Origin of the sequence: Streptomyces sp. NPDC050535, assembly GCF_044457665.1 — a bacterium.
Taxonomy (GTDB): Bacteria; Actinomycetota; Actinomycetes; order Streptomycetales; family Streptomycetaceae; genus Streptomyces.
In genome coordinates this window covers 267,568-290,073 of sequence record NZ_JBITHE010000001.1, presented here as the reverse complement: position 1 = coordinate 290,073, position 22,506 = coordinate 267,568, and the positions used below count along the sequence as shown (strand labels likewise).

At 71.3% G+C, this 22,506-nt stretch carries 23 protein-coding genes; 16 read left to right on the top strand and 7 right to left on the bottom strand.

The genetic code is table 11. The annotated features are described in order from the left end of the window. Positions 1 to 100 precede the first annotated feature (100 nt). From msrB to ACIBLC_RS01175, 4 genes are all read right to left on the bottom strand, one after another. Positions 101 to 508 (bottom strand): peptide-methionine (R)-S-oxide reductase MsrB, encoded by a 408-nt coding sequence (gene msrB, locus ACIBLC_RS01190; RefSeq protein ID WP_399208498.1) that lies wholly within the window; start codon positions 506 to 508, stop codon positions 101 to 103. Positions 509 to 533: 25 nt separating this feature from the next. Then, entirely contained in the window at positions 534 to 1,928 is a 1,395-nt protein-coding gene (gene murC, locus ACIBLC_RS01185) for a UDP-N-acetylmuramate--L-alanine ligase (protein ID WP_399208497.1), read from the bottom strand. 222 nt (positions 1,929 to 2,150) lie between these two features. Continuing rightward, positions 2,151 to 2,624, bottom strand: coding sequence for an indole-3-glycerol phosphate synthase (locus tag ACIBLC_RS01180; protein WP_399208496.1), 474 nt, complete (start codon positions 2,622 to 2,624; stop codon positions 2,151 to 2,153). 133 nt (positions 2,625 to 2,757) lie between these two features. Beyond that, positions 2,758 to 3,552, bottom strand: a complete 795-nt coding sequence (locus ACIBLC_RS01175) for a pyrimidine reductase family protein (RefSeq protein ID WP_399208495.1) — start codon at positions 3,550 to 3,552, stop codon at positions 2,758 to 2,760. Here ACIBLC_RS01175 and zapE point away from each other — a divergent pair. The 10 genes from zapE to ACIBLC_RS01125 all read left to right on the top strand — a co-directional run bounded on the left by zapE (position 3,551) and on the right by ACIBLC_RS01125 (position 12,819). Further along, on the top strand, positions 3,551 to 4,690 hold the full coding sequence (gene zapE / locus ACIBLC_RS01170; protein ID WP_399208494.1) for a cell division protein ZapE: 1,140 nt from the start codon (positions 3,551 to 3,553) through the stop codon (positions 4,688 to 4,690). The genes ACIBLC_RS01175 and zapE overlap by 2 nt on opposite strands. A gap of 156 nt (positions 4,691 to 4,846) precedes the next feature. Beyond that, entirely contained in the window at positions 4,847 to 5,194 is a 348-nt protein-coding gene (locus tag ACIBLC_RS01165) for a hypothetical protein (protein ID WP_399208493.1), read from the top strand. A gap of 73 nt (positions 5,195 to 5,267) precedes the next feature. After that, the gene (locus tag ACIBLC_RS01160; RefSeq protein ID WP_399208492.1) at positions 5,268 to 5,846 is read left to right on the top strand and encodes a carbonic anhydrase; all 579 of its coding nucleotides are present in this window, start codon (positions 5,268 to 5,270) and stop codon (positions 5,844 to 5,846) included. Continuing rightward, positions 5,843 to 7,309, top strand: a complete 1,467-nt coding sequence (locus ACIBLC_RS01155; RefSeq protein WP_399208491.1) for a SulP family inorganic anion transporter — start codon at positions 5,843 to 5,845, stop codon at positions 7,307 to 7,309. Before ACIBLC_RS01160 ends, ACIBLC_RS01155 begins: the two co-directional genes overlap by 4 nt. A 112-nt stretch (positions 7,310 to 7,421) precedes the next feature. Beyond that, the gene (locus ACIBLC_RS01150; RefSeq protein ID WP_399208490.1) at positions 7,422 to 8,282 is read left to right on the top strand and encodes a slipin family protein; all 861 of its coding nucleotides are present in this window, start codon (positions 7,422 to 7,424) and stop codon (positions 8,280 to 8,282) included. A gap of 109 nt (positions 8,283 to 8,391) precedes the next feature. Beyond that, complete coding sequence (locus ACIBLC_RS01145; RefSeq protein WP_399208489.1) at positions 8,392 to 9,795, top strand: PhoX family protein; 1,404 nt, start codon at positions 8,392 to 8,394, stop codon at positions 9,793 to 9,795. A gap of 86 nt (positions 9,796 to 9,881) precedes the next feature. Then, on the top strand, positions 9,882 to 10,823 hold the full coding sequence (locus ACIBLC_RS01140) for a PPK2 family polyphosphate kinase (protein WP_399208488.1): 942 nt from the start codon (positions 9,882 to 9,884) through the stop codon (positions 10,821 to 10,823). A gap of 74 nt (positions 10,824 to 10,897) precedes the next feature. Beyond that, on the top strand, positions 10,898 to 11,743 hold the full coding sequence (locus ACIBLC_RS01135) for a polysaccharide deacetylase family protein (protein ID WP_399208487.1): 846 nt from the start codon (positions 10,898 to 10,900) through the stop codon (positions 11,741 to 11,743). A gap of 31 nt (positions 11,744 to 11,774) precedes the next feature. After that, positions 11,775 to 11,951: a hypothetical protein gene (locus ACIBLC_RS01130; RefSeq protein WP_399208486.1), complete on the top strand. Its 177-nt coding sequence runs from the start codon at positions 11,775 to 11,777 to the stop codon at positions 11,949 to 11,951. A gap of 112 nt (positions 11,952 to 12,063) precedes the next feature. Continuing rightward, positions 12,064 to 12,819 carry a peptidyl-tRNA hydrolase gene (locus ACIBLC_RS01125; RefSeq protein WP_399208485.1) on the top strand — a complete coding sequence of 252 codons (756 nt, stop codon included), beginning with the start codon at positions 12,064 to 12,066 and terminating at the stop codon, positions 12,817 to 12,819. Positions 12,820 to 12,858: 39 nt separating this feature from the next. Here the strand turns inward: ACIBLC_RS01125 and ACIBLC_RS01120 are convergent, their stop codons facing one another. Together ACIBLC_RS01120 and ACIBLC_RS01115 are read right to left on the bottom strand one after the other, a co-directional pair. Then, entirely contained in the window at positions 12,859 to 13,224 is a 366-nt protein-coding gene (locus tag ACIBLC_RS01120) for a darcynin family protein (RefSeq protein ID WP_399208484.1), read from the bottom strand. A gap of 108 nt (positions 13,225 to 13,332) precedes the next feature. Then, positions 13,333 to 14,226, bottom strand: a complete 894-nt coding sequence (locus ACIBLC_RS01115; RefSeq protein ID WP_399208483.1) for an NAD(P)H-binding protein — start codon at positions 14,224 to 14,226, stop codon at positions 13,333 to 13,335. Positions 14,227 to 14,339: 113 nt separating this feature from the next. Between ACIBLC_RS01115 and ACIBLC_RS01110 the strand changes: the two genes are divergently transcribed. The 6 genes from ACIBLC_RS01110 (at position 14,340) to ACIBLC_RS01085 (ending at position 21,760) form a co-directional block, all read left to right on the top strand. After that, on the top strand, positions 14,340 to 15,287 hold the full coding sequence (locus ACIBLC_RS01110; RefSeq protein ID WP_399208482.1) for a LysR family transcriptional regulator: 948 nt from the start codon (positions 14,340 to 14,342) through the stop codon (positions 15,285 to 15,287). Positions 15,288 to 15,658: 371 nt separating this feature from the next. Next, positions 15,659 to 16,447 (top strand): DUF4142 domain-containing protein, encoded by a 789-nt coding sequence (locus tag ACIBLC_RS01105; protein ID WP_399208481.1) that lies wholly within the window; start codon positions 15,659 to 15,661, stop codon positions 16,445 to 16,447. Between the two features lie 186 nt (positions 16,448 to 16,633). Further along, on the top strand, positions 16,634 to 18,061 hold the full coding sequence (locus tag ACIBLC_RS01100; protein ID WP_399208480.1) for a DUF692 domain-containing protein: 1,428 nt from the start codon (positions 16,634 to 16,636) through the stop codon (positions 18,059 to 18,061). A 249-nt stretch (positions 18,062 to 18,310) separates the two neighbouring features. After that, the gene (locus ACIBLC_RS01095) at positions 18,311 to 19,078 is read left to right on the top strand and encodes a DUF4142 domain-containing protein (RefSeq protein WP_399208479.1); all 768 of its coding nucleotides are present in this window, start codon (positions 18,311 to 18,313) and stop codon (positions 19,076 to 19,078) included. A gap of 99 nt (positions 19,079 to 19,177) precedes the next feature. After that, positions 19,178 to 19,966, top strand: coding sequence for a TIGR04222 domain-containing membrane protein (locus ACIBLC_RS01090; protein WP_399208478.1), 789 nt, complete (start codon positions 19,178 to 19,180; stop codon positions 19,964 to 19,966). Between the two features lie 120 nt (positions 19,967 to 20,086). Then, positions 20,087 to 21,760 (top strand): alpha/beta hydrolase, encoded by a 1,674-nt coding sequence (locus tag ACIBLC_RS01085; protein ID WP_399208477.1) that lies wholly within the window; start codon positions 20,087 to 20,089, stop codon positions 21,758 to 21,760. A gap of 24 nt (positions 21,761 to 21,784) precedes the next feature. Here ACIBLC_RS01085 and hemQ read toward each other — a convergent pair whose 3' ends face one another. Next, entirely contained in the window at positions 21,785 to 22,504 is a 720-nt protein-coding gene (hemQ, locus tag ACIBLC_RS01080; protein ID WP_399208474.1) for a hydrogen peroxide-dependent heme synthase, read from the bottom strand. Positions 22,505 to 22,506 lie beyond the last annotated feature (2 nt).

Below are 22,506 nucleotides of genomic sequence, written 5' to 3'. Positions count from 1 at the left end.
ACCGGTCACAGACCCAAGATCACGGTCCGGCCGGCGCGGCCCCGAGCGCGAGGCGCCCGAGCGCCCGGGCGCCAGGCGTCGGACGTCCGAGCGCAGGACGTCAGCCCTCGTCAGGCGCCAGACGCAGCGAGATGGAGTTGATGCAGTACCGCTGATCGGTCGGCGTCGCATACCCCTCACCCTCGAACACGTGTCCGAGGTGCGACCCGCACCGCGCGCACCGCACCTCGGTCCGCACCATCCCGTGCGACCGGTCCGCGATCAGCTCGACCGCGTCGGTGTCCTTCGGGTCGAAGAAGGACGGCCACCCGCAGTGCGACTCGAACTTCTCCTTGGAGGTGAAGAGCTCGGCGCCGCAGGCACGACAGGAGTAGACCCCTGTCGTCTTGGTGTCGGTGTACTCACCGGTGAAGGCGGGCTCGGTGCCCGCCTTGCGCAGCACGGTGTACTCGGACGGGGTCAGCTCCGCGCGCCACTGCTCGTCCGGCTTCTCGATGTCGTACGACATGATGCTCAACCCCTCGCACAAACGGTTACGGCTGCTTCGACAGGCGCGCCAGGATCTCGGGACCGAGATCCGTCACATCGCCCGCGCCCATGGTGAGAACGAGATCACCGGGCTTCGCCATTCCCGCGACCACCGACGGCACGTCCGCCTTGTCGTGCACCGGCGTCACCTCCGCGTCGGCGGCCCGCGCCGCCTCGATGATCAGCTCGCTCGTGACGCCCGGGATCGGGTCCTCGCGGGCCGGGTAGATGTCCAGGACGAGCGAGGCGTCCGCCAGCGACAGTGCCTGGCCCATCTCCTTGCCCAGTTCCTGGGTCCGGGAGAACAGGTGCGGCTGGAACACCACCAGGATGCGCCCGGAGGCGCCCGCGCGCATCGCCTCCAGGTCCGCCGTCATCTCGGTCGGGTGGTGGGCGTAGGAGTCGACGACCTGGACGCCGGCCTCCTCGCCCTTCAGCTGGAGACGGCGCTTGACGCCCGTGTAGGAGGCGAGCGCGGGGGCCAGCTCGGCGGCCGGGACACCGAGCGCGGCGCCCGCGGCCAGCGCGGCGACCGCGTTGTGCGCGTAGTGGCGGCCGGGGACCGAGACCGCGAAGGTCAGCTCGGCGCCGTCCAGCAGTACCGTCACCTCGCTCTTGAGCCCGTGGGGGACGACGGAGAGCACCCGGACGTCCGCGTCCGCGGATTCTCCGTACGTCACCACCTCGACGTCGGTGGCCCGCACCCGCCGGGTCAGCTCGCGCGCGCCCTCGTTGTCCGCCGAGATCACCAGCGTGCCGCCCTCGGTGACACGCTCCACGAACCGTTCGAAGGACTCGTAGATCTCCTCGAGGGACGCGTAGTTGGCGTGGTGGTCCAGCTCCGCGTTGAGGATGATCGCCACCTCGGGCGCGTACTTGTGGAAGCTGCGGTCCGACTCGTCGGCCTCGGCGACGAAGATGTCTCCCTCGCCGTGCAGGGCGTTCGAGCCGGGGGCGTCGAGGTCGCCGCCGATCGCGTACGACGGCTTCAGGCCGAGCGTGGAGAGCGACACGGCCAGCATCGAGGTCGTCGTCGTCTTGCCGTGGGTGCCCGCGACCGCGATCGGACGCAGCCCGTCCATCAGGCGGGCGAGGGCGTCCGAGCGGTGGACCACTGGGATGCCGAGCTCCGCCGCGCGGGCCAGCTCGGGGTTGTCCGTGCGGATCGCGGAGGAGACGACGACGCAGCTGGCGTCGGTGGCGAGGTGGCCGGCCGCGTGCCCGATGTGCACCGTCGCGCCCAGCGCGCGGAGCGCCTCGGCGGTCGCGGACTCCTTCGCGTCGCTGCCCGCGACCGTGGCGCCGCGCTGGGCGAGGATCTTCGCGATCCCCGACATTCCGGCGCCGCCGATGCCGATGAAGTGCGGTCGGTCCATGGCGGTAGGAAGGCCGGGTGCCATGCGTGTGTCTCCCCAAGATGCGGTACGGCGATGAGCCCCCAGCCTATTCCGTACACCGCCCGGCACCTCGCAAGGGGCGCCGGCGGCGATGCCGGGAAGGGGCGCGGGCCGTGACGTTCCGCGGCTCCGCCGTGTGGGCGCGACCGGCCCCGAAGCCCCCGCGCCCCGAGAAGCACCCCACTCCCACAGCACTCCACGGCCGGGCCCGGCGGCGGCGAACCGTCACGCCTTGCTGTGCGAGAACAGCTTGAGCACCGGTACGCCCACCTTGTGGCGGGCCCGGGAGGCCCAGTCGCGGTGGAAGAACTCCTCCACGTAGTGCGGGTCGGTCAGCACGATGACCTCGTCGGCGTCGATCTCCGCGACCAGCGCCTTCAGGGCGTCCAGCGGGTGGTTCTCGATCAGCCGCCCCTCGGCCTGGCTGCCGGTCGCGCGCAGTGCGACCAGCGACACGTCCAGGGCCCGCTGCCCCTGCCCGGCCGCCTCGTCGCCCTCGGGGGTCTCGTCCTCGTGAGCCGCCTCGTCCAGCTCGCCGAGCGCGACGTCGTCGATGGCCCTCAGCAGCCGGTCCGCCTGGTCGCCGCGCGGCTGGAGCAGCACGTGGAAGGCGACCGTCTCCTCACCGTGCAAGGTGGTGACGAATTCCACGTCGGCGGTCGTCAGGGCCTTCTCGATCATCAATACGCTTGTGAACACGACAGGCGCCCTTCTCCTTCGTGGGCCGTTCCCAGGCCCCTGCGGAAACCATCCTGCCCCGTAACCGCACGGGGTCTGCGAGATTTAGTGTGCCCAGCCGAAGAAAAACGGAACGGAGTATTCCGCCGACTTGTCAGGACCGGCGGTATCGGCCGTAGAGAAACCCGGCCTCCTCCAGCAAGGACGTCAGTTCGAACCGTTTCGGAACAGCGATCGTAGGCCCTCCGGCGATCCGCTGTGCGTCCCCCCCGGTGAGCATCGGAGAGAGGGCCAGGCAGAGCTCGTCGAGCACCTCCACCGCGATGAACTGGCCCAGCAGGCGCGGGCCGCCCTCGGTCAGCAGCCGGGTCATACCGAGCTCGCCGAGTTCGCGTACGGCCCGGGCCGGGTCCACCCCCGTCCCGTCCCCCGCGATCACGACCCGCGCGCCCGCCTTCTCGGCGGCCGCGACCCGGTCCGGGGCCGCTCCGGCACCGGTCAGAACCAGCGTGGGCACCAGCGGCGAGGCGAAGAGCGGAAGCGAGAAGTCCAGGCCGAGACCGGCGGTCACGATCGCGATCGCGGGCGCCGGGCCCTGTCCGGCCGCGTCCCTGCGCCGTGCGAAGGCCTCACGCGCGCGTGCCGGACGGTAACCCTCCTGGCGTACCGTTTCCGCACCCACCAGGACGACGTCCGCGAGCGCGCGCAGCACACCGAAGATCCGCATGTCGGTGGCGCTGGAGATGGGCCGGGAACGTCCGTCGTGCTGGGCGGCGCCGTCCAGCGTCGACACCATGTTGGCGCGCAGCCAGGGCTCCCGTACGTCGGGGTAGGCGTAGGCCTCCGCCAGCTCCTCGAGCTCCCACTCCCGGTCCGCCACCTCCGCGTCCGGCGTCCCACCGGGGGCCTGGGCTGCTGTTTCGTAGGTCACAGGGAACAGGCGTCGCATGACGTGCAGTGTGGCACGGCCCGTAGAGTGGGTGACCGTGTCGACCTCCACCAGCTCCGCCGGGTTCGGTCCGATAGCCGAAGCGACCCCGCTGTCCCTGTGCGCCCGCGAGCCGCGCGTACCCGCGGACCGGCTCGTCGCCGAGATGGTGCCGCCGCCGCGTTTCGACTCGGTCCGCTTCGCCACGTACATCCCGGACCCGAACCAGCCGAGCCAGCCCGAGGCCGTACGCGTCCTCAGCGGCTTCGCGGCCGGTCTGGGCGCGCCGAACGCCCAGAACTCGGGCAGGCGCGGGCTGTTCGGCTTCGGGAAGGCCGCCAAGCAGGCCCCCGCCGGCCCCCGCGGCGTCTATTTGGACGGCGGCTACGGAGTCGGCAAGACCCACCTGCTGGCCTCGCTGTGGCACGCGACCCCGGCCGAGCCGGAGCTCAAGGCCTTCGGCACCTTCGTGGAGCTGACGAACCTGGTCGGCGCGCTCGGCTTCCAGCAGACGGTGCGGACGCTGAGCGGCCACCGGCTGCTGTGCATCGACGAGTTCGAGCTCGACGACCCCGGCGACACCGTCCTGGTGTCCACCCTGCTCGGGAAGCTGGTCGACGCGGGCGTGGCACTCGCCGCCACTTCGAACACCCTGCCGGGCAAGCTCGGTGAGGGCCGGTTCGCCGCCGCCGACTTCCTGCGTGAGATCCAGGGCCTGTCCGCGCGCTTCCGCCCACTGCGCATCGACGGCGAGGACTACCGCCACCGCGGGCTCCCCGAGGCCCCGGCGCCGTTCTCCGACGAGCAGGTCACCAAGGCCGCGTACGCCACGGAGGGCGCGTCCCTCGATGACTTCCCGCACCTGCTCGACCACCTCGCGCGCGTCCACCCGAGCCGGTACGGCGCGCTGACCGACGGTCTCAGCGCCGTCTGCCTCACCGACGTCCAGCCGATACCGGACCAGTCGACGGCGCTGCGGCTGGTGGTGCTCGCGGACCGGCTGTACGACCGCGAGGTGCCGGTCCTCGCCTCCGGAATGCCCTTCGACCAGTTGTTCAGCGAGGAGATGCTGAACGGCGGCTACCGCAAGAAGTACTTCCGCGCGATCTCCCGGCTCACCGCGCTGGCGCGCGACGCCAAGGGGCTCGTAAAGGAGTAGCGGGGGCTCGCGCATGCGGCTGGATCACGCCACGCGCCCCTCGCTTTTCAGCTCACTTCGGGGTGAAACACAAAGTTAACCCTGCAAACAACGCGTCGCGTTAACGTAGATCTTGACGCTGACTGTTGACGTGCGTGAGCAGCCGGGAGGGGGCCCATGCCGCGAGGTAAGACGGCACGGACCCTGTTCGTGGCATTCGCCGCCGTCCTGATGAGCCTTCAGTTCTTTGCTCCCACACAGGCGTTCGCTTCCGCGCAGAAGAGTGAGGTCGTCGTCGCCTGCGGCGAGTCCGAGCAACCGCAGAAGCAGAAGGCGGCACCGCCGCTCCGGTCCCGCGACCGGAGCCGTGACGACGCCCTCGTACCCGACGCGCCCTCCCGCGCCCTGCTGGCGAGCGACCCGGCGGCCGGTCACCCCCTCCGACCGCCCGGTGCCGCCTCCGTCCACCACTCCAGACCCTCAACCGATCGTTCCCCTGCCGTACTTCAGGTCTTCCGCTGCTGAGCCGAGCACTTCCCCCCACGCTTCGTTCTTGTAGGCCGACGCGCCCTTGAGGCGCGCCAGGAGGCACTGACACATGCAGCCCCTCATCGATCACGCACGCGCGCACGGACAGCGCCCCGAGCGGTTCGCCCAGCTGGCCCAAGGCCAGTCCCCCCAGGTCCTGTTCATCACCTGCTCCGACTCCCGGGTCGTCCCCGCGCTGATCACCGGCGCCCGCCCCGGTGAGCTCTTCGAGCTGCGCACCGCGGGCAACATCGTCCCGCCCTACGTCCCCGGACGGCCGACCGCCGAGGCCGCCACCGTCGAGTACGCGGTGGACGTGCTCGGAGTCACCGAGATCGTGGTCTGCGGTCACTCGCACTGCGGTGCAGTCGGCGCGTTGGTGCGCGGCGACGACCTGACCGCCGTACCCGCCGTGCGCGACTGGCTCGCCCAGGCCGAACCCCCGTCCGACGCACCGGACAACAACCCTGCGGTGGCCGAGCCGGTGCGCGACCACGTCCGCGCCCAACTGCTCAGGCTCCGCGCCTATCCGTGTGTGGAACGGGCCCTGGCGGCGGGCCGACTGCGCTTGCACGGCTGGTACTACGAGGTCCACACCGGCGCCGTACAGGCGCACCGGGCGGACACCGGCACCTTCGAGGCACTGTGAGCCGCGCGACGAAACTCGCCGATCTGCGGCAGGACTTCGCCGCGTCCGTCGTCGTCTTCCTCGTCGCCCTGCCGTTGTGTGTGGGCGTCGCCGTCGCCTCCGGGGTCCCGGCCGAACTCGGCCTGGTCACCGGCATCGTGGGCGGTCTCGTCACCGGGTCGCTGCGTGGCAGCAGCCTCCAGGTGTCGGGGCCGGCCGCCGGTCTGACCGTGCTGGTCCTCGAGGCAGTGCGGGAGTACGGCCTCGCCGTCCTCGGAGTCGTCGTGCTCGCCACGGGTGTCCTTCAACTCCTCATGGGCGCGCTGAAGTTGGGGCGCTACTTCCGGGCCATCTCGGTGGCCGTCGTCGAAGGCATGCTGGCCGGCATCGGTCTCGTACTGATCGCGGGCCAGCTCTACTCGATGGCGGGCCTGAAGGCTCCGGCCTCCGGGCTGGACAAGCTCGCCGGGCTGCCCGCGGCACTCGTCGACGCCGTGCGCAGCCCCGAGGCCCTCGCGTCGGTCGCGCTCGGCGCCGGGACCGTACTGGTCCTCGTGCTGTGGAAGCGGCTGCCGCGGCGGGTCCGCACGGTTCCCGGAGCACTCGCCGCGGTCGCGCTGGCCACGCTCGCCTCCTGGGGGTTCGCACTGCCCGTGGCGAAGGTCGAGGTGCGGGGGCTGCTGGGCTCGATACACCTGCCGACCGCCGACGCCCTCGGGGAACTCGGAAGCGCCGGGGTGCTCGGCACGGTCCTCGCGTTCACGCTGATCGCGTCCGCCGAGTCACTGTTCAGCGCGGCGGCAGTGGACCGGCTGCACGACGGCCCGCGGACCCAGTACGACAAGGAGCTGATGGCGCAGGGCGCGGGCAACACCGTCTGCGGGCTGCTCGGCGCGCTGCCGATGACCGCGGTGATCGTCCGGAGCGCGGCGAACGTTCAGGCGGGCGCGCGGACGAAGGCGTCCCGGGTGCTGCACGGCGCCTGGCTGCTGCTGTTCGCGGCGCTGCTGCCCGCCGCGCTCGGCGTCATTCCGCTGCCCGCGCTCGCGGGCGTCCTGGTGCACGCGGGCTGGAGGCTGATCCCGCTGCGCGAGATCGTCTCGCTGTGGCGTGAGCACCGGGGCGAGGCGCTGATCCTCGTCGTCACCGCGCTGTCGATCGTCGCGGTCAGCATGTTCGAGGGCGTTCTGATCGGGCTGGCGCTGGCCGTCGCCAAGACGGCGTGGGAGGCCTCGCATGTGCGCCTCGACGTCGTGGACAAGGGCGCCGGGCCGGTCCAGGCACATCTGTCGGGCAACGCGACCTTCCTTCGGCTCCCGAAGATCCTCGACAGCCTGGAGGCACTGCCGCAGGACCGGCCCGTCGAGCTGGACGTCTCCGGTCTGCACCACCTGGACCACGCCTGCCGGATGGCGCTGGAGAACTGGTCGGCACGGCACAGCGCGGCCGGGACCGAACCGGTGAAGGTCACGTCGAGGTCCTGAAGCGGGGGCGGAATCCCTCTCGGACAAGGGCTGGGCTCGCTCACCGCGGGTCCAGCCCTTGGACGTACAGTGGACATATTGCTCATAGTGGGCGGCTCGGAAGGGGGTCGTCATGCTCCAGGAACTGCTGATCGCCGGTGTGGCGGTCGGTTCCGCGGGTCTGGTGTACGCCGGGATGGCGGCCCGGGTCGTCAAGCAGTACGAGCGGGGTGTGGTCCTCCGGCTCGGGCGGCTGCGGGGAGAGGTTCGTTCCCCGGGGTTCACGATGGTCGTGCCCGGCATGGACAAGCTGCGTAAGGTCAATATGCAGATCGTGACGATGCCGGTGCCGGCGCAGGACGGCATCACCCGGGACAACGTCACGGTCCGGGTGGACGCGGTCATCTACTTCAAGGTGATCGACGCCGCGGACGCGGTCATCCAGGTCGAGGACTACCGCTTCGCGGTCTCGCAGATGGCGCAGACATCGCTCCGTTCGATCATCGGCAAGAGCGATCTCGACGATCTCCTGTCCAACCGCGAAAAGCTCAACCAGGGCCTGGAGTTGATGATCGACAGCCCGGCGATGGGCTGGGGTGTGCAGATCGACCGCGTCGAGATCAAGGACGTGTCCCTGCCGGAGACGATGAAGCGGTCGATGGCCCGGCAGGCGGAGGCCGACCGCGAACGCCGGGCGCGGATCATCAACGCCGACGCGGAACTCCAGGCGTCCAAGAAACTGGCGGAAGCCGCCGGGGTGATGTCCGAGCAACCCGCCGCGCTCCAACTCCGCCTCCTCCAGACCGTGGTGGCGGTCGCCGCCGAGAAGAACTCCACACTCGTACTGCCCTTCCCGGTCGAACTGCTGCGGTTCCTGGAACGCGCGCAGATCCAACAGGTCCCACAGGGGCAGCCCGAGGCAGCGGGGTCGGCGCCCCCGTTGCCCGATAAGCCGAAGCCGGAGCCCGACGCGGAGCCCGATACCGACGAGTGACGGGTGACGAGTAACAGGTGATAGAAGCTACGCGCGTGGTTCCCGTGGCGCGGACCCCGTGATACACCGGGCAATTCACACTCCTGTCCGCCAACAGGAAGGTTGCCCCATGTCCGCAACGCGACGTCAGATGCTTGCCCGCACAGGTGTGCTGGGCGCTTCGATCGCCTTCGCCGGAAACCTCACCGAGCTCTTCGCGGGCAGCGCCGCCGCGCAGAGCCTCGGCCACACCGGATACGGCCCCCTGGTCACCGACCCGAAGGGACTGCTCGACCTGCCCAAGGGTTTCCGCTACCGAGTTCTGTCCCGCGAGGGCGACCGGCTCCGCTCCGGCGAGGGTCCGGTGCCCAGCAACCACGACGGTATGTCCGCCTTCGCCGGCAGACACGGCCGCGTCCACCTGGTCCGCAACCACGAGAACCGCGTCGCCGCGAGGATTCCGGTCCCGACGATCGCAGGCCTGACGTACGACCCGATGGGCGAGGGCGGCTGTACGTCCCTCACCCTCGACAGCCGCAACCACGTTCTGTCCGAGCGCGTCGCGATCGCCGGAACAGCTGTCAACTGCGCGGGCGGGCCCACCCCTTGGGGCACCTGGCTGACCTGCGAGGAGACCGAGGACAAGGCGGGCACGAACGGCTACACCAAGGACCACGGCTTCATCTTCGAGGTCGACCCGGTCGACCCGCACCGCACGGGGGCGGTCCCGCTGGCCGCGATGGGCCGCTTCCAGCACGAGGCGATCGCCGTCGACCCGAGGCGAGGCGTCGTCTACGAGACGGAGGACGCGTTCCTCAAGCCGTTCGGCCTTTTCTACCGCTTCCTGCCCAACAGGCCCAAGGGCGGCGTCGGTTCGCTGCGCGCGGGAGGCAGACTCCAGGCGATGCGCGTCCCCGGCGTACCGGACCTCTCCTCCGTCCAGGAGATCGGCGCGTCCTTCGACGGCGTCGAGTGGGTGGACGTACCGGATCCGCTCGCGGCCCAAACCCCCATCCGCCTCCAGGACTTCGGGCCGAAGGGCATCACGCACGCGCAGAAGTTGGAGGGCTGCTACTGGGGCGGTACGTCCGTGTACTTCGTCTCCTCCTTCGCGCACAGCGTGGAGGGCTCGGCCGGCGACCACTACGGCCAGATCTGGCGCTACGACCCCTCTGCGCGGCGTCTCACCCTCGTCATCGTCTTCGGCCCCGACACCGACGTCCAACTCCCCGGCGAGTCCCCTGACAACATCTGCCTCGCCCCCAGCGGCGGCCTCATGGTCTGCGAGGACGGCAGCGGCGCGCAGCACGTGTACGGCGTGACCCGGCGCGGCGAGGTGTACGCGATGGCGCGCGGCGCGCAGAACATCGGCACGCCGGAGGCCCCGGAGTGGGGTGAGTTCGCGGGTGTCACCTTCTCCCCGGACGGCGAGACGATGTACGTGAACTGCTACACACCGGGGACGACGTTCGCGGTGACGGGGCCCTGGCGGGCACTCGCCCCGGGGGTTCGGACCCAGTCGGCAGTCACCTGATCGGCGTCATGAAGATGGCTGACCGCGAGTAGCGGCTCCTGGTCCCCGGCCGCACCATCGAGGGACACGGCCGGAAGGGGCGCACGGTGGCAAAGAAGGACGTCAAGGGAAACGGCAAGAAGCACGGCGGGCGGCGGAGCGGAGACGAGCCGCCCGCCCCGCTCCGCGACCGCCTCCGCGTCCCCGGAGGCGCCGGGGTCGACCTGTCCTCCTACCCGGCCGACGCCACGCCCGCGGGTCCGCCCGACAAGGCCGCCGCTCTCGCCGACAGCGCCCGAATGGGCGTACACCTCGCCGACCTGCAAGAACGACTGTGGGCCGCGGGCACGGCGGGCGACCGGCGGCGCGTCCTGCTGGTTCTCCAGGGCATGGACACCAGCGGCAAGGGCGGCACGGTCAAGCATGTCATCGGGCAGTTCAACCCCTCCGGCTGCCGTATCCGGGCGTTCAAGACACCGACGTCCGAGGAGCGGAAGCACCCCTTCCTCTGGCGGATCAGGAGGGCTCTCCCCGAGGCCGGCGAGATCGGCATCTTCGACCGCTCGCACTACGAGGACGTCCTGATCGCACGCGTGCGCGAACTGGCCCCGCACAAGGAGATCAACCACCGCTACGGCGAGATCAACCGGTTCGAGAAGTCGCTCACGGAAGACGGCGTCACCGTCGTGAAGGTCTTCCTCCACATCTCCTACGAACAGCAGGGCCGTCGTCTGCTCGAACGTCTGAACAACCCCGACAAGCACTGGAAGTTCAACGTCGGCGACATCGAGGCCCGCGCGCTGTGGCCGGAGTACCAGAAGGCGTACGAGATCGCCCTCGACCGTTGCTCCACACCCGAGGCGCCCTGGTACCTGGTCCCCGCCGACCGCAAGTGGTACCGGAACTGGGCCGTCAGCAAGCTCCTCCTGGAGCACCTCGAAGCCCTTGACCCGCAGTACCCGAAGGCCGACTTCGACGTGGAGGAGAGCCGGAAGCTGCTGCTCGCGCAGACACCCGAGGGCGGCACGCGCACGGCTCTGGGCGGGTGACTTCGGGGGGCACGACCGCGCGGCACGTACAGATAGAGATCAAATAGTCATATTTGCGCCTATATCTTCATCCGGTGATCACTCCAGCAGCACGATTCGCCGCGGTCTGCGCCCTGGGCGCTGTGCTCGCCGCCTGCGGAGCGCCCGACGCCCCGCCCGCCGCCCGCCCGGAACGCGCCAAGGCCGCCGGCACCGCGCCGTCACAGCCGCCGACGCTCGCCCCGGGCCCCGCCGGGCTGACCCCCGTCTTCAGGAACGGCGCGCGTACGGGTGACAAGACCGTCGCGCTGACCTTCGACGCGGACATGACCGCGGATCAGGGGGCCAGGGCGGCGGCAGGGGAGCACTTCGACAACCCGGGGCTCATCGCCACCCTGCGGAGTTCCAAGGTCCCGGCCACCGTGTTCATGACGGGACGCTGGGCCGAGGAGTATCCGCGGGAGGCCGGGTCCATCGGGCGGGACCCCCTCTTCGAGGTGGCCAACCACTCGTACAGCCACTACGCCTTCACGGACGACTGCTACGGCCTGCCGACCGTGCCCGAGGACAGGATGCGGGCGGACGTGGAGCGGGCGTACGCCGCCTTCAGGAAGGCGGGCGTGCCCCGCGCGATGCCCTACTTCCGTTTCCCGGGCGGGTGCTACGACCAGCGGGCGCTGCGCACGCTGAGCGCGGCCGGCGTCACCGCGGTGCAGTGGGACGTGGTCAGCGGGGACGCCTTCGCCACGGACGCGGAGGCCGTGGCCCAGCAGGTCCTGGACGGCGTGCGGCCCGGTTCCGTCGTCGTCATGCACTGCACGCGGAGCGCGGCTCCGGTGACCGAGCGGGCGCTGCGGACGATCGTGCCCGAGCTGCGGAAGCGGGGTTTCCGTTTCGTCAAGGTGTCCGAGCTCGTCGGGACGGCGACCCGCCACCGGTAGGAAGCCGGGCGGTCCGTCCTACGCTGGAATCATGAATGACGACTACCGCGGCACCCGTGCGGACCCGGCCCCCGCCGAGGAGGGACCGCCGTTCGCCGAGTGCGTGCTGTGCCGGAAGCCGACCGAGTACCCGGAGTCGCACAAGGGGATCACCCTGTGCCCCGTCTGCGAGTGGCAGGAGGCACAGCGCACCGCCTGTTCGGGCTGACCGGCCGGGGTGCCGCCGTGCGGCCCGGAGCTCGAAGGCCTGCCCCGGGCCCCGCCAGGGACGTACCGGCGGCGCCGGATGAACCGATCTTCGGCCTGGCAGACTGGACGGCGTGAGCAGCGACCCGACCGCAGTCGATCAGGCCCCCGAGGGCGACAGCCCCTTCCGTTCCGAGCGCACCGTGCGCGACGAGGCACCGCAGTTCGTGCTGCCCCTGGTCGTGCGGATCGAGAAGGCCGCACCCCCGGCCCGTACCGACGCGCTGGAGACCGCGGCCCGCGCGGTGCTGACGATCCTCAGTGACGAACGGTCGCTCGGGGAGGGCGAGAGCGCGGGCGAGTGGGCGCAGGCGATCCGGGACTGGCAGGACGCCCGGATCCGCAAGGTCGTACGGCGGGCTCGTGGCGCCGAATGGCGGCGGGCCGAGGCCCTGCCGGGGATCACCGTGACCGGGAAGTCCGCCGAGGTACGGGTGTTCCCGCCGGTCCCGCTGGACGGCTGGCCCAAGGAACTCGCCAAGCTCCAGGTCTCCGGCACCGACCTCGACGACCCCGAGCCGCCGATGGACGCCGACCTGACGGCGCCCGTGCTGTGGCTCAACCCCGACCTCGACATGTCGGCGGGCAAGACGATGGCGCAGACGGGCCACGGCGCCCAACTCGCCTGGTGGGAACTGTCGGACGAGGAGCGCGCGGCCTGGCGCGACGCCGGCTTCCCGCTCGCCGTCCGCACCGCCGCCCCGGCCCGCTGGCGTGAACTCACCGCCTCCGCGATCCCGTTGGTCCGCGACGCGGGCTTCACGGAGATCGCCCCCGGGCTGACCGTCGCGGTCGAGGGCGTGGACCGCGTCAGGTCTCTCTCCCGCTGACCACGTCCACAGGCGGACTGCCACCTCGCGGGCGGTGTATCAGGTGCTGATGGTGGCGAGAGGGTCGAACCCGTAGGTACGGGCGTAGCCGTTCTCGACGCCGACGAGGAGGTCGACGACCTCGAAGTAACGGTCCCAGAACGGGGTTTCGCGCAAGGCGTCGACGAGGAGCTGGTAGGCGGCATGGTCGTCCGCTTCCCAGACCCAGACGTCGGTGACGCGGGTGGAGTAGAACTCCGTGTCGTAGAAGCGTGACCGGACGCCGGCGGTCCTGGCCCTGATCGCGGGGACCACCTGGGTGGCGAAGGCGTTCATCCGTTCCTGGGGGGTCATGGCGAGCCACTCGGGCCGGGTCTTGATGAGCATGAACGCGGTGACCGCCGGGGCGGTTTCCTCAACGGACATGACGGGCGCCTCCGGAGTAGCGGATTTCATAGGTGCGGCGGATCGCTTCGGTGCGGCGGGCATCTTGTGCTCCGGTGACTTGAGTTCCGGTGATGGGACGGTGTGCCTTCAGGAGAGGACGGCGGGCCGGAGGGTCTGGGCACACCACTGTTCGAAGGTGGTGGGGGAGGCGGTGTCCGGGGCGCGGGCGACGCCCGCGTCGAGGCCCTCGTCCTTGGCCCGCTTCATGTCGGCGATGCCCTGGACGAACGCCTCGTTGAGGCCGTAACCGACGAGGGTGGTACGGAGCTCCTCGAGCGGCTGGCGCTCGTAACGGACGGGCCGGCCGAGCTGCTCGGTCATGATGCGGGCCAGGTCGTCGGGAGACAGATCCCGCGGCCCGAGGACGGGGACGCTGTCCGTGCCGGTCCACGAGCGGTCGAGCAGCAGGCCGGCGGCGACGGCCGCGATGTCGGCGACGGCGACGAGTGGGGCCCTGCGGTCGGCCTCGGCCGCGTCGGTGAAGACGCCCTTCTCGCGGATCGAGCCGGCCTCCTCCAGGAGGTTCTCGAAGAACGACGGGTTGGCCAGGGCCCGGTACGCGACACCGGTTTCGGCGATCAGGTCGTCCATCGCGAGGGAAGCGGTGACGAGTCCCGCGCGGTCGGCGACCGGGGTGCCGCGGCCGAGCGCGGAGACGCCGACGACGTGGCCGACGCCGTGCGCGGTGAAAGCCTCCGCCGCGGGGCGGGTGAAACCGCTGTAGGCGTCCCGCGGGGTCAGGGAGGCGTCCGGCGGGACGAGCCAGAACACGGCGTCCGCACCCTTGAAGGCCCGGTCGAGGACCTTGGCGTCGCCGTGCGAGCCCGTGATCACCTCGGCGCGTTCGCGTACCGCGTCGGGAAGCCGGGCGGGGTCGCGCACGATCACGCGCAGTTCCTCGTCGTGGGCGGGAGCGGACTCCAGGAGCAGGGACAGCAGGTGGCGGCCGATGTTCCCGGTGGGAGCGGTGATGACGATCATGAAAACCTCGTGGGTCGTGCCGGATGGGTACGTCCCTCATCCTGCGGAGGACCACGGTGTTGCCACAATGGGAACTTCAGCACGGGATACTTGCCTGAAATGGAATTACGCCAATGAGCAGCAGTCCAGAGCCTGTCCTCGACGCCAATCTCGCCGTCGCCCTGGACGCTCTGCTGGCCGAGCAGAGCGTCACCCGCGCAGCCGCCCGCCTGCGCACGTCCCCCGCCGCCATGAGCCGCACGCTCGGCCGCCTCCGGCGCGTCCTCCAGGACCCCCTCCTGGTCCGGGCAGGCCAGACCATGGTCCCCACCCCGCGCGCCCAGGCCCTGCGCGAGGAGGCCGCCGCGGTGGTGCGCGGCCTCGGAGCACTGCTCGCCCCCGGCACCGGTGTCGCCCCCTCCGACCTGCGCAGGACCTTCACCCTCCAGGCGGCCGACCTGGTCGGCGCGGCGCTGGCCCCCGGGCTGCTGCGGCTGGCCCGGCAGGAGGCGCCCGGGGTTTCGCTGCGGTTCCGGGCCGAGGACCTGGAGGCCGGACCGGCTCTGCGCGAGGGCCGGATCGACCTGGAGGTCGGATCCATCGACCACGTCGACCCCGAGACGCGGGTGGAGGAACTGGTCACCCTCCGGATGGCGGCGGCCGTCCGGTCGGGCCACTCCCTCGCCGAAGGGCCCCTGACCCCGGACCGGCTCGCCGCCGCCGAACACGTCGTGGTGAGCCGCCGCGGCCGGTTCACCGGCCCCCTGGACACCGCCCTGGCCGAGCGGAACCTGCGCCGACGGGTCACCGTCGTCCTCCCCAGCCACCTGGCGGCGATGACCCTCGCCGCGGATAGCGATGCGGTCTGCCTCATCCCGACCGCGCTCCCGGGCTCCGCACCCTCTCCCCTGACCGAAGTCGCCGCCACCCTCGGTCTGCGGCTTCTCGACATTCCGCTGCCCCTGCCGCCACTGGCCATCGGCATGGCATGGCACCCCCGGCACGCGGCCGACGCGGGCCACCACTGGCTCCGCGACGCCGTCCGCCGCACCCTTCGCCCCGGGGCGAACCGAAGGACATGAGCGGCCGGTACGGACCTGCCGGGGAGCGGCGGCGGCTCCCGGCGTCGGACCGGACCTTCCGGGCACGTCCTGGACACGGCGGCGGCCGTCGCCCGGCGGGTGCCCGCCGATCCGGCGACCCGGGGGCCGGGATTCGCGTTCGCACCGGCTCTCGGCGTACCGGCAGAACCGGACCCGCTGGAGGAGACGCTACGGCTGCTGGGACGCGACCCGGAGAAGTGGCCGCCGACGACGCCGGAAGTGCCCGACCGAACAGGGAGTCGCAAAGAGGTTTGAGTGGAGGCTGAACAACGCATCCGTCCCGCACGTACCTCCTGACGCTGGTCAAGTACAGACACTCAACGACCTGTTGAGTTCCCGGGAGGCTCATCATGCGGCGCATCAACGGTACTGCTCTCGTCCTGGCGGCACTTGTCGCCACCGTCGGCGCGCTCGCGTTCCCGGTGTGGTCCTACGCGGACCGCTCGGGGACCGGGCAGGCGAACCTGGCGGCGGGCACGGTGAACACCCGCTGGGGTCCGCTGACCGCCCAGGACCGCGACCTGATCGTCCGCGTACGGCTCGCCGGTCTGTGGGAACTCCCCGCGGGCCAGCAGGCGCTCGAGCGCGCGCCCTCCGAGGCGATCAAGGAGGTGGCCGACCACCTCATCGTCGGCCACACCGACCTCGACAAGCGGGTCCGGATCGTCGCGGCACAGCTCGGCGTCGAACTGCCGAACCAGCCGAACGAACTGCAGACCGGCTGGCTCAAGGAGATGACCGCGGCGACCGGCGCGGACTACGAGTACAAGTTCGTGAACCTGCTGCGGGCCGCGCACGGAACCATCTTCCCGGCCATCGGCGCCATCCGGAACACCACGCGGAACACCCTGGTGCGCCAGCTCGCCTCGGACGCCAACCAGACCGTGCTCGACCACATCACGGTGCTGGAGAAGACCGGGAAGGTCGACTTCGACGCCATCGCGAACACCGCGGCGAACGGTGCCACCGCCAGCCCGACCGGTCCCGCGGCACCACTGCCCGGTCAGGTCGCGCCCTCGGCGCCGGTCGCCGAGGCGACCGGCGACGTCTCGACCACGTCCAAGCCCTCGCCCGGCGCGCCTGGCACGGTCACCACGGCCCGGCCGGATCCGGTGGACTCGGACGGCGTGCTGGGATAACCGGCCGCTGAGCCCGCCCGCGCCCGGGTTCCGAACCTCAAATGTTGCTCTGAACGTGCGGAGCACGGGGTTCGGACCCGGGCGCGGGGGCCATACCTCGGTCACACCGGAGCAGCGGGCCGTCGAAGGGGACGCACAGCCGATGCCCGGTGAAGCCGTGCGGGTGGGGTGGAGGAGGGGGACACGATGGAGCGACTGGGGACAGGTATCGGGTGGCGGCCGGAGATCGCGGACGCCGTGGAACGCATGCCGGGCATCGACTGGGTCGAGGCCGTGGCCGAGAACCTCTGCCCAGGCCATCTCCCCGAGTCACTGCTGCGCCTGCGGGAACGCGGCGTCACGGTGATCCCGCACGGCGTCTCCCTCGGCCTCGGCGGCGCGGACCGGCCCGACGAGGCCCGCCTGACGGCCCTGTCCGAGCGGGCCGAGGCGCTGGCCTCGCCGCTCGTCACCGAGCACATCGCCTTCGTCCGCGCGGGCGGGCCCCTGACCGCCTCCGCACAACTGGAGGCGGGGCACCTGCTGCCGGTCCCCCGCACCCGGGACGCCCTCGACGTCCTGTGCGAGAACGTCCGTATCGCCCAGGACGCGCTGCCCGTTCCGCTCGCGGTGGAGAACATCGCCGCGCTGCTCTCCTGGCCCGGCGAGGAGATGACGGAGGGCCAGTTCCTGTACGAGCTGGTCGACCGCACCGGCGTACGCCTGCTCATCGACGTCGCCAACCTCCACACCAACCACGTCAACCGCGGCGAGGACCCGGTGAAGGCCCTCGACGAGCTCCCCGTCGAAGCCATCGCCTACGTCCACGTCGCCGGCGGCTTCGAACGGGACGGCGTCTGGCACGACAGCCACGCCCACCCCGTCCCGCGGCCGGTCCTCGACATCCTGTCGGAGCTCGCCTCCCGGGTGACCCCGCCGGGAGTCCTGCTGGAGCGGGACGAGAACTTCCCGGAGCCGGGCGAGCTGGAGCGGGAGTTGGCGGCGATCCGCGGGACGCTGGAGAAGGCGGCGATCCGCGGCAGGCTGGAGAAGGCGCGGGCCACCGTGACGACCGCCGGTGCCGCCCCGCCCCCGCTCCCCGCCGAAACCGAAACGGGAACCACAGCCGAACCCGAAGCGGGAACCACCGCGGACGCCGAAACGGGAGCCGCCGTGGACAGCGAAGTGGGCGCCGAGACAGAAGCCCCCGCGGACACCGCCCCCGCCCGCCAGCGCCTCGCCCTCGCGCAGACCTCGCTGCTCTCCGCCCTCGTCGCGGGAACCCCCGTGCCCGAGGGGTTCGACCGCGTGCGGCTCGGAGTGCAGGCGCGGGCGCTGGCCGCCAAGCGGGCGGACGTCGTGGCGAAGTTGGCGGAGGAACTGCCGGAGATCCTGGCGCGGGAGTACCGGCCCGCGTTTCTCGCGTACGCGCAGAGGCATCCGATGGCCGGCGGCTACCGGCGCGACGCGCTGGACTTCGCCGAGCACCTGCTCCTCGCGGGCCGCCCCGAGGACGCGGAGACCCGGCGGCTGCTGCGCGACTGGTGGCTGGAGCGCTCGGGCCCGGCCCCGCTCTCGGCGCACCCCGCGGCCCGCTTCGCCCGCGCCACCCGTCGGGTACTGCTGCGACGCTGAGCAAGCACGGCGGCGCCCCGAGGCGCCGCGGAGTGTGCGCGGGTTAACACGGCCCCCTGTGAAGGCGATGTGCGCGCCCTGTTTCCGCGCCTTTGCGGCGGTCTGGCGTACGCCCGAACCCCCACATCCCGCGCGTTCCACCCACCCCTCAACCCTGTTTTCCTGTACGGCAGTTGGCACAGCACCCGCAGTAGCATGCCAATCTGCACGCGGAGCGCACTTATGTGCTGTGCCGCAACAGGAGGCACCATGCGATCCATCAACCGCACCGGATTGGTCAGTGGAACAGGGCTCATCGTCACGGCCCTCACGGCCACCCTGGCAGCACTGGCCTTCCCGATCTGGTCGTACGCGGACCGCTCAGGGACCGGCCTGGACACTCTGAACGCCCAGACCGTGTCGACGCAGTTCGGCCCGTTGTCGGCGCTGGACCGGGAGTTCATCACCAAGGTCCGGCTGGCCGGGCTGTGGGAGCTGCCCGCGGGCCAGCAGGCGCAGCAGCGCGGCACCACCGAGGCGGTACGGACCGCGGGCGAGCATCTCATCGCGGGCCACGCGTTCCTGGACGCCCGCGTCCGCAACGTCGCGGCGCGCCTCGGCCTCGAACTGCCCAACCAGCCCAGCGATCAGCAGCGCCAGTGGCTGGCCACGCTCGACGCGGCGCACGGCGTCGACTACGACCGCGAGTTCGCGAACATCCTCCGCGCGGCGCACGGCAAGGTCTTCGCCGTCGTCGCCCAGGTCCGCGCCAACACCCGCAACTCGCTCGTACGTGATCTCGCCGACGACGCGAACACCACCGTGCTCGACCACATCAAGGTCCTCGAAGCCACCGGATACGTCGACTTCGACGCTCTCGCCCAGGACGCGGCGAGCGCCGCCCCGCCCCCGATGACCTACACCCCGGCACCGCCCGGCCCCACCCGGTCCCCGGACCCACCGATCCCGGTGCTCCCGTCACCGGGCTACACCCTCCCCCCGGCGGCCTCACGCGACAACTCGTCCTCGATCCCCTAGTCGCACGAGCGGCGAGCGGAGCATCACATACCGGCAACGCTCCGTCCATCATGTGAATAAGCCATGGCGCTCACCCCGTCCATCGCATAGAAAAACGCCATGTTCTGGGTACTTCTCCTGCTGTCGGCCTGGGCCGTGGCCGGCACCGCCTGCGTACGGCTGTGCCTGGCGGCCGTCCGCGCTGCGGCCGTCGACGCTACGGCGGCCCGCGACCACAGCCTCACGCTGTACGAGGCGGCGTTCCTGTCGGGCGGCCCGGCCCGGGTCGCCGAACTGACCCTGGTGTCGATGGCCCGCCAACGCCGTCTGCTGCTCGCGCACACGGGCTGGGCGACAGTCGTGGACCCCCGCGGGCACGACGAGATGGAGCGCTCGGTGATCGGGGCGATCGGCCCGGAGGGGCAGTCCCGGATAGCGCCCGTGCGGGCGACCGCGGCCACCGCGGACTCCGTGCACCGCCTCGCCGACCGTCTCGTCGCCGCGGGCCTCGCGGTGCCCGACGGCGAACGCGGCACCATCGCGGGCGCCGTCCGCCAGGTCCAGACCGCCGCCGCGGCCGTCCTCGTCCTGGGCGCGGTGGCCCTGCTGATGCCCGCGCAGGCTCCGGAAGCCCGGTACGAGGTGCCGGTCGCCGTCTGGTTCTCGCTGCCGCTCATCCTCACCTTGAGCTGCCTCGCGATCACCCGTATCGAGGTGCACCCGTACTCGCGCTGGGCGTCCCCGGCCGGCCAGCGGCTGCTCGGCACGCTGGCCCGGCACCCCGACGGCACGGGCGACGACCGTACGTACCTCACCTCCGTCGCCGTACGCGGCATCCGCGCGATCGGCGAGCCGGACCTGCGGGCGGCCTTCACCCACCGCGACCGAAGCGTGGGCCGGAGGGGCTGACCGGCGCGCCGGGGGGCGCATCGGGGTCATTGGAGCCGACACTGCGGCCCGGTCCTTTACTTCACCCACCGCCGGACGAAACATCCCCTCTGTCGCTGCCGTGCGCTGAAGGGATACGCGATGAGAGCTGCCGTCCTCTACGGAACAGCGGGATCCTTGCTCCTGTCCGCCCTCGTCACCGTCCCCGCGGGGGGCGATCCCCAGTGGCCCGGCGAGCCTCTCGGGCCAGGCGCCGACACGCGCGGCACCGCCGTCGCCGCCCAGCGTGCCGAGGCCGCCGGTGTCCGCTTCGGCACCTGCGCCAAGGTGGAGGATCTCCCGGACAACGTCCGCTGCGGCACGGTCACGGTGCCCCTCGACTACGCGGATCCCGACGGCAAGCAGATCAAGCTGACCGTCAGCCGGGTGAAGGCCACCGGCAAGGACGCCAAGAACTCGAAGCGGAAGGTCCCGCGCCAGGGCGCCCTGGTCTACAACCCCGGCGGCCCGGGCGCCTCCAGCATGTACTTCCCGCTGATCGGGTTCCTGCCCGAGTGGAAGCGCTTCTCGGCGGCGTACGACCTCGTCGGCTACGCCCCGCGCGGAGTGGGCCGCTCCGCCCCCCTCTCATGCGAGGACCCGAAGCAGCTGGGGAAGGGGCCGACGCAGTCACCGACCTTCCCCTCGGAGTCGTACAAGCAGGAGCGCATCGCGGAGGCGAAGGCGTACGCGCGCGGCTGCCTCAGGCGTTCCGGCAAGGCCGTCCAGCACTACACCTCGCTCAACAACGCGCGCGACCTCGACGTGCTGCGGGCCGCGCTCGGCGAGCGGCGGCTGACCTTCATGGGCGCCTCGTACGGCACGTACTTCGGTGCTCTGTACGCGACGCTCTTCCCCTCCCACGTACGGCGGATGGTCTTCGACTCGGCGGTGAACCCCGACCCCGAACAGATCTGGTACCGGAACAACCTCGACCAGTCCGCCGCGTTCGAGATCCGCTGGGCGGACTTCCGCGCCTGGATCGCCCGGCACGACGACGTGTACGGGCTCGGTGCCACGCCCGACGAGGTGCTGCACAGCTACGAGCGGGCGCGGGCGCGGCTCGCCCACTCGCCCGCGGGCGGCAAGGTGGGGCCCGGGCAGTTGCAGGGCGCGTTCCTCCAGGCCGGGTACTACGACGACTACTGGCCGCACCGCGCCCAGGCCCTGTCGGCATACCTGAAGGGCGATCCGAAGCCGCTGATCGAGCAGGCGGGGCCGTATCCGGAGGCGGCGGCCGAGCAGGAGAACGGCAACGCGGTCTACACGGCGGTCGAGTGCAACGACGCGTCCTGGCCGACGGACTGGCGCACCTGGGACCGCGACAACACGCGGCTGGCCCGCAAGGCGCCGTTCGAGACGTGGGACAACGTGTGGATGAACCTGCCGTGCGCCTACTGGCCCGTGCCGCGGCAGCGGCCGCTGGACGTGTGGACGCTGCCCGGCGCGCTGCCGCCGACCCTGATCCTGGCGGCCGAGCGGGACGCGGCGACGCCGTACGAGGGTGCGGTGGCGCTGCACCGGCGGCTGTCCGGTTCAGTGCTGGTGACCGAGGAGGACGCCGGAACGCACGGCATCGGGGGCGGGCCCAACAAGTGCGTCAACGGCTACCTGGACGCCTACCTCCTGGAGGGCAGGCTCCCGGTGCGGCACGCGGAGTGCGCGCCGCACGCGGAGCCGAAGCCGGTGGCGCCGGGCAGTCGCTCGAAGGGCGGGAAGGACCGGAAGAAGGACGTGAAGGAAGACGTGAAGGAAGACGTGAAGAAGGCCTCCTGAGTCCGCCCGGCGCCACCGGTCCGCTCAGGCGAGGCCGGCGACCAGCTCGGAGAGATCCTTGCGGCGGCCCGTGTAGAACGGGACCTCCTCGCGGACGTACATCCGGGCCTCGGAGGCACGCAGCAGGCGCATGAGGTCGACGATGCGGTAGAGCTCGTCGGCCTCGAAGGCGAGGATCCACTCGTAGTCGCCGAGGGAGAACGAGGCGACGGTGTTGGCGCGCACGTCCGGGTAGCCGCGAGCCATCTTGCCGTGGTCGGCGAGCATGCGGCGGCGGTCCTCGTCGGGCAGCAGGTACCAGTCGTAGGAGCGCACGAACGGGTAGACGCTGATGTAGTCGCGCGGCGTCTCGTCGGCGAGGAACGCCGGGATGTGCGAGCGGTTGAACTCGGCGGGGCGGTGCAGCGCCATGTTCGACCAGACCGGCTCCAGGGCGCGGCCCAGCTTCGTGCGGCGGAAGAGGTTGTACGCCTCCTGGAGCTGGTCCGCGGTCTCGGCGTGCCACCAGATCATGAGGTCGGCGTCGGCGCGCAGCCCCGACACGTCGTACGTGCCGCGGACGGTGACATCCTTCGCGGCGAGCTGGTCGAAGAGCTCCTGGACCTCGTCGGCGTAACCGGCCCGGTTCTCGGGCAGCGCGTCCTTCAGCTTGAAGACGGACCAGAGGGTGTAGCGGATGACCTCGTTGAGGTCCTTGGCCTTCTTGCCGGCGTTCGGAATCTTGGCGGGGGCGTCGTCACTCATGG

Coding starts and splice junctions, on each gene's coding strand:
- hemQ (WP_399208474.1), bottom strand. CDS start 22,504: ATGAGTGACGACGCCCCCGCCAAGATTCCGAACGCCGGCAAGAAGGCC.
- ACIBLC_RS01165 (WP_399208493.1), top strand. CDS start 4,847: ATGCCGCGAGGTAAGACGGCACGGACCCTGTTCGTGGCATTCGCCGCC.
- ACIBLC_RS01145 (WP_399208489.1), top strand. CDS start 8,392: ATGTCCGCAACGCGACGTCAGATGCTTGCCCGCACAGGTGTGCTGGGC.
- ACIBLC_RS01105 (WP_399208481.1), top strand. CDS start 15,659: ATGCGGCGCATCAACGGTACTGCTCTCGTCCTGGCGGCACTTGTCGCC.
- ACIBLC_RS01085 (WP_399208477.1), top strand. CDS start 20,087: ATGAGAGCTGCCGTCCTCTACGGAACAGCGGGATCCTTGCTCCTGTCC.
- ACIBLC_RS01100 (WP_399208480.1), top strand. CDS start 16,634: ATGGAGCGACTGGGGACAGGTATCGGGTGGCGGCCGGAGATCGCGGAC.
- ACIBLC_RS01130 (WP_399208486.1), top strand. CDS start 11,775: ATGAATGACGACTACCGCGGCACCCGTGCGGACCCGGCCCCCGCCGAG.
- ACIBLC_RS01095 (WP_399208479.1), top strand. CDS start 18,311: ATGCGATCCATCAACCGCACCGGATTGGTCAGTGGAACAGGGCTCATC.
- ACIBLC_RS01090 (WP_399208478.1), top strand. CDS start 19,178: ATGTTCTGGGTACTTCTCCTGCTGTCGGCCTGGGCCGTGGCCGGCACC.
- ACIBLC_RS01160 (WP_399208492.1), top strand. CDS start 5,268: ATGCAGCCCCTCATCGATCACGCACGCGCGCACGGACAGCGCCCCGAG.
- murC (WP_399208497.1), bottom strand. CDS start 1,928: ATGGCACCCGGCCTTCCTACCGCCATGGACCGACCGCACTTCATCGGC.
- zapE (WP_399208494.1), top strand. CDS start 3,551: ATGACGTGCAGTGTGGCACGGCCCGTAGAGTGGGTGACCGTGTCGACC.
- ACIBLC_RS01150 (WP_399208490.1), top strand. CDS start 7,422: ATGCTCCAGGAACTGCTGATCGCCGGTGTGGCGGTCGGTTCCGCGGGT.
- msrB (WP_399208498.1), bottom strand. CDS start 508: ATGTCGTACGACATCGAGAAGCCGGACGAGCAGTGGCGCGCGGAGCTG.
- ACIBLC_RS01175 (WP_399208495.1), bottom strand. CDS start 3,552: ATGCGACGCCTGTTCCCTGTGACCTACGAAACAGCAGCCCAGGCCCCC.
- ACIBLC_RS01115 (WP_399208483.1), bottom strand. CDS start 14,226: ATGATCGTCATCACCGCTCCCACCGGGAACATCGGCCGCCACCTGCTG.
- ACIBLC_RS01110 (WP_399208482.1), top strand. CDS start 14,340: ATGAGCAGCAGTCCAGAGCCTGTCCTCGACGCCAATCTCGCCGTCGCC.
- ACIBLC_RS01120 (WP_399208484.1), bottom strand. CDS start 13,224: ATGTCCGTTGAGGAAACCGCCCCGGCGGTCACCGCGTTCATGCTCATC.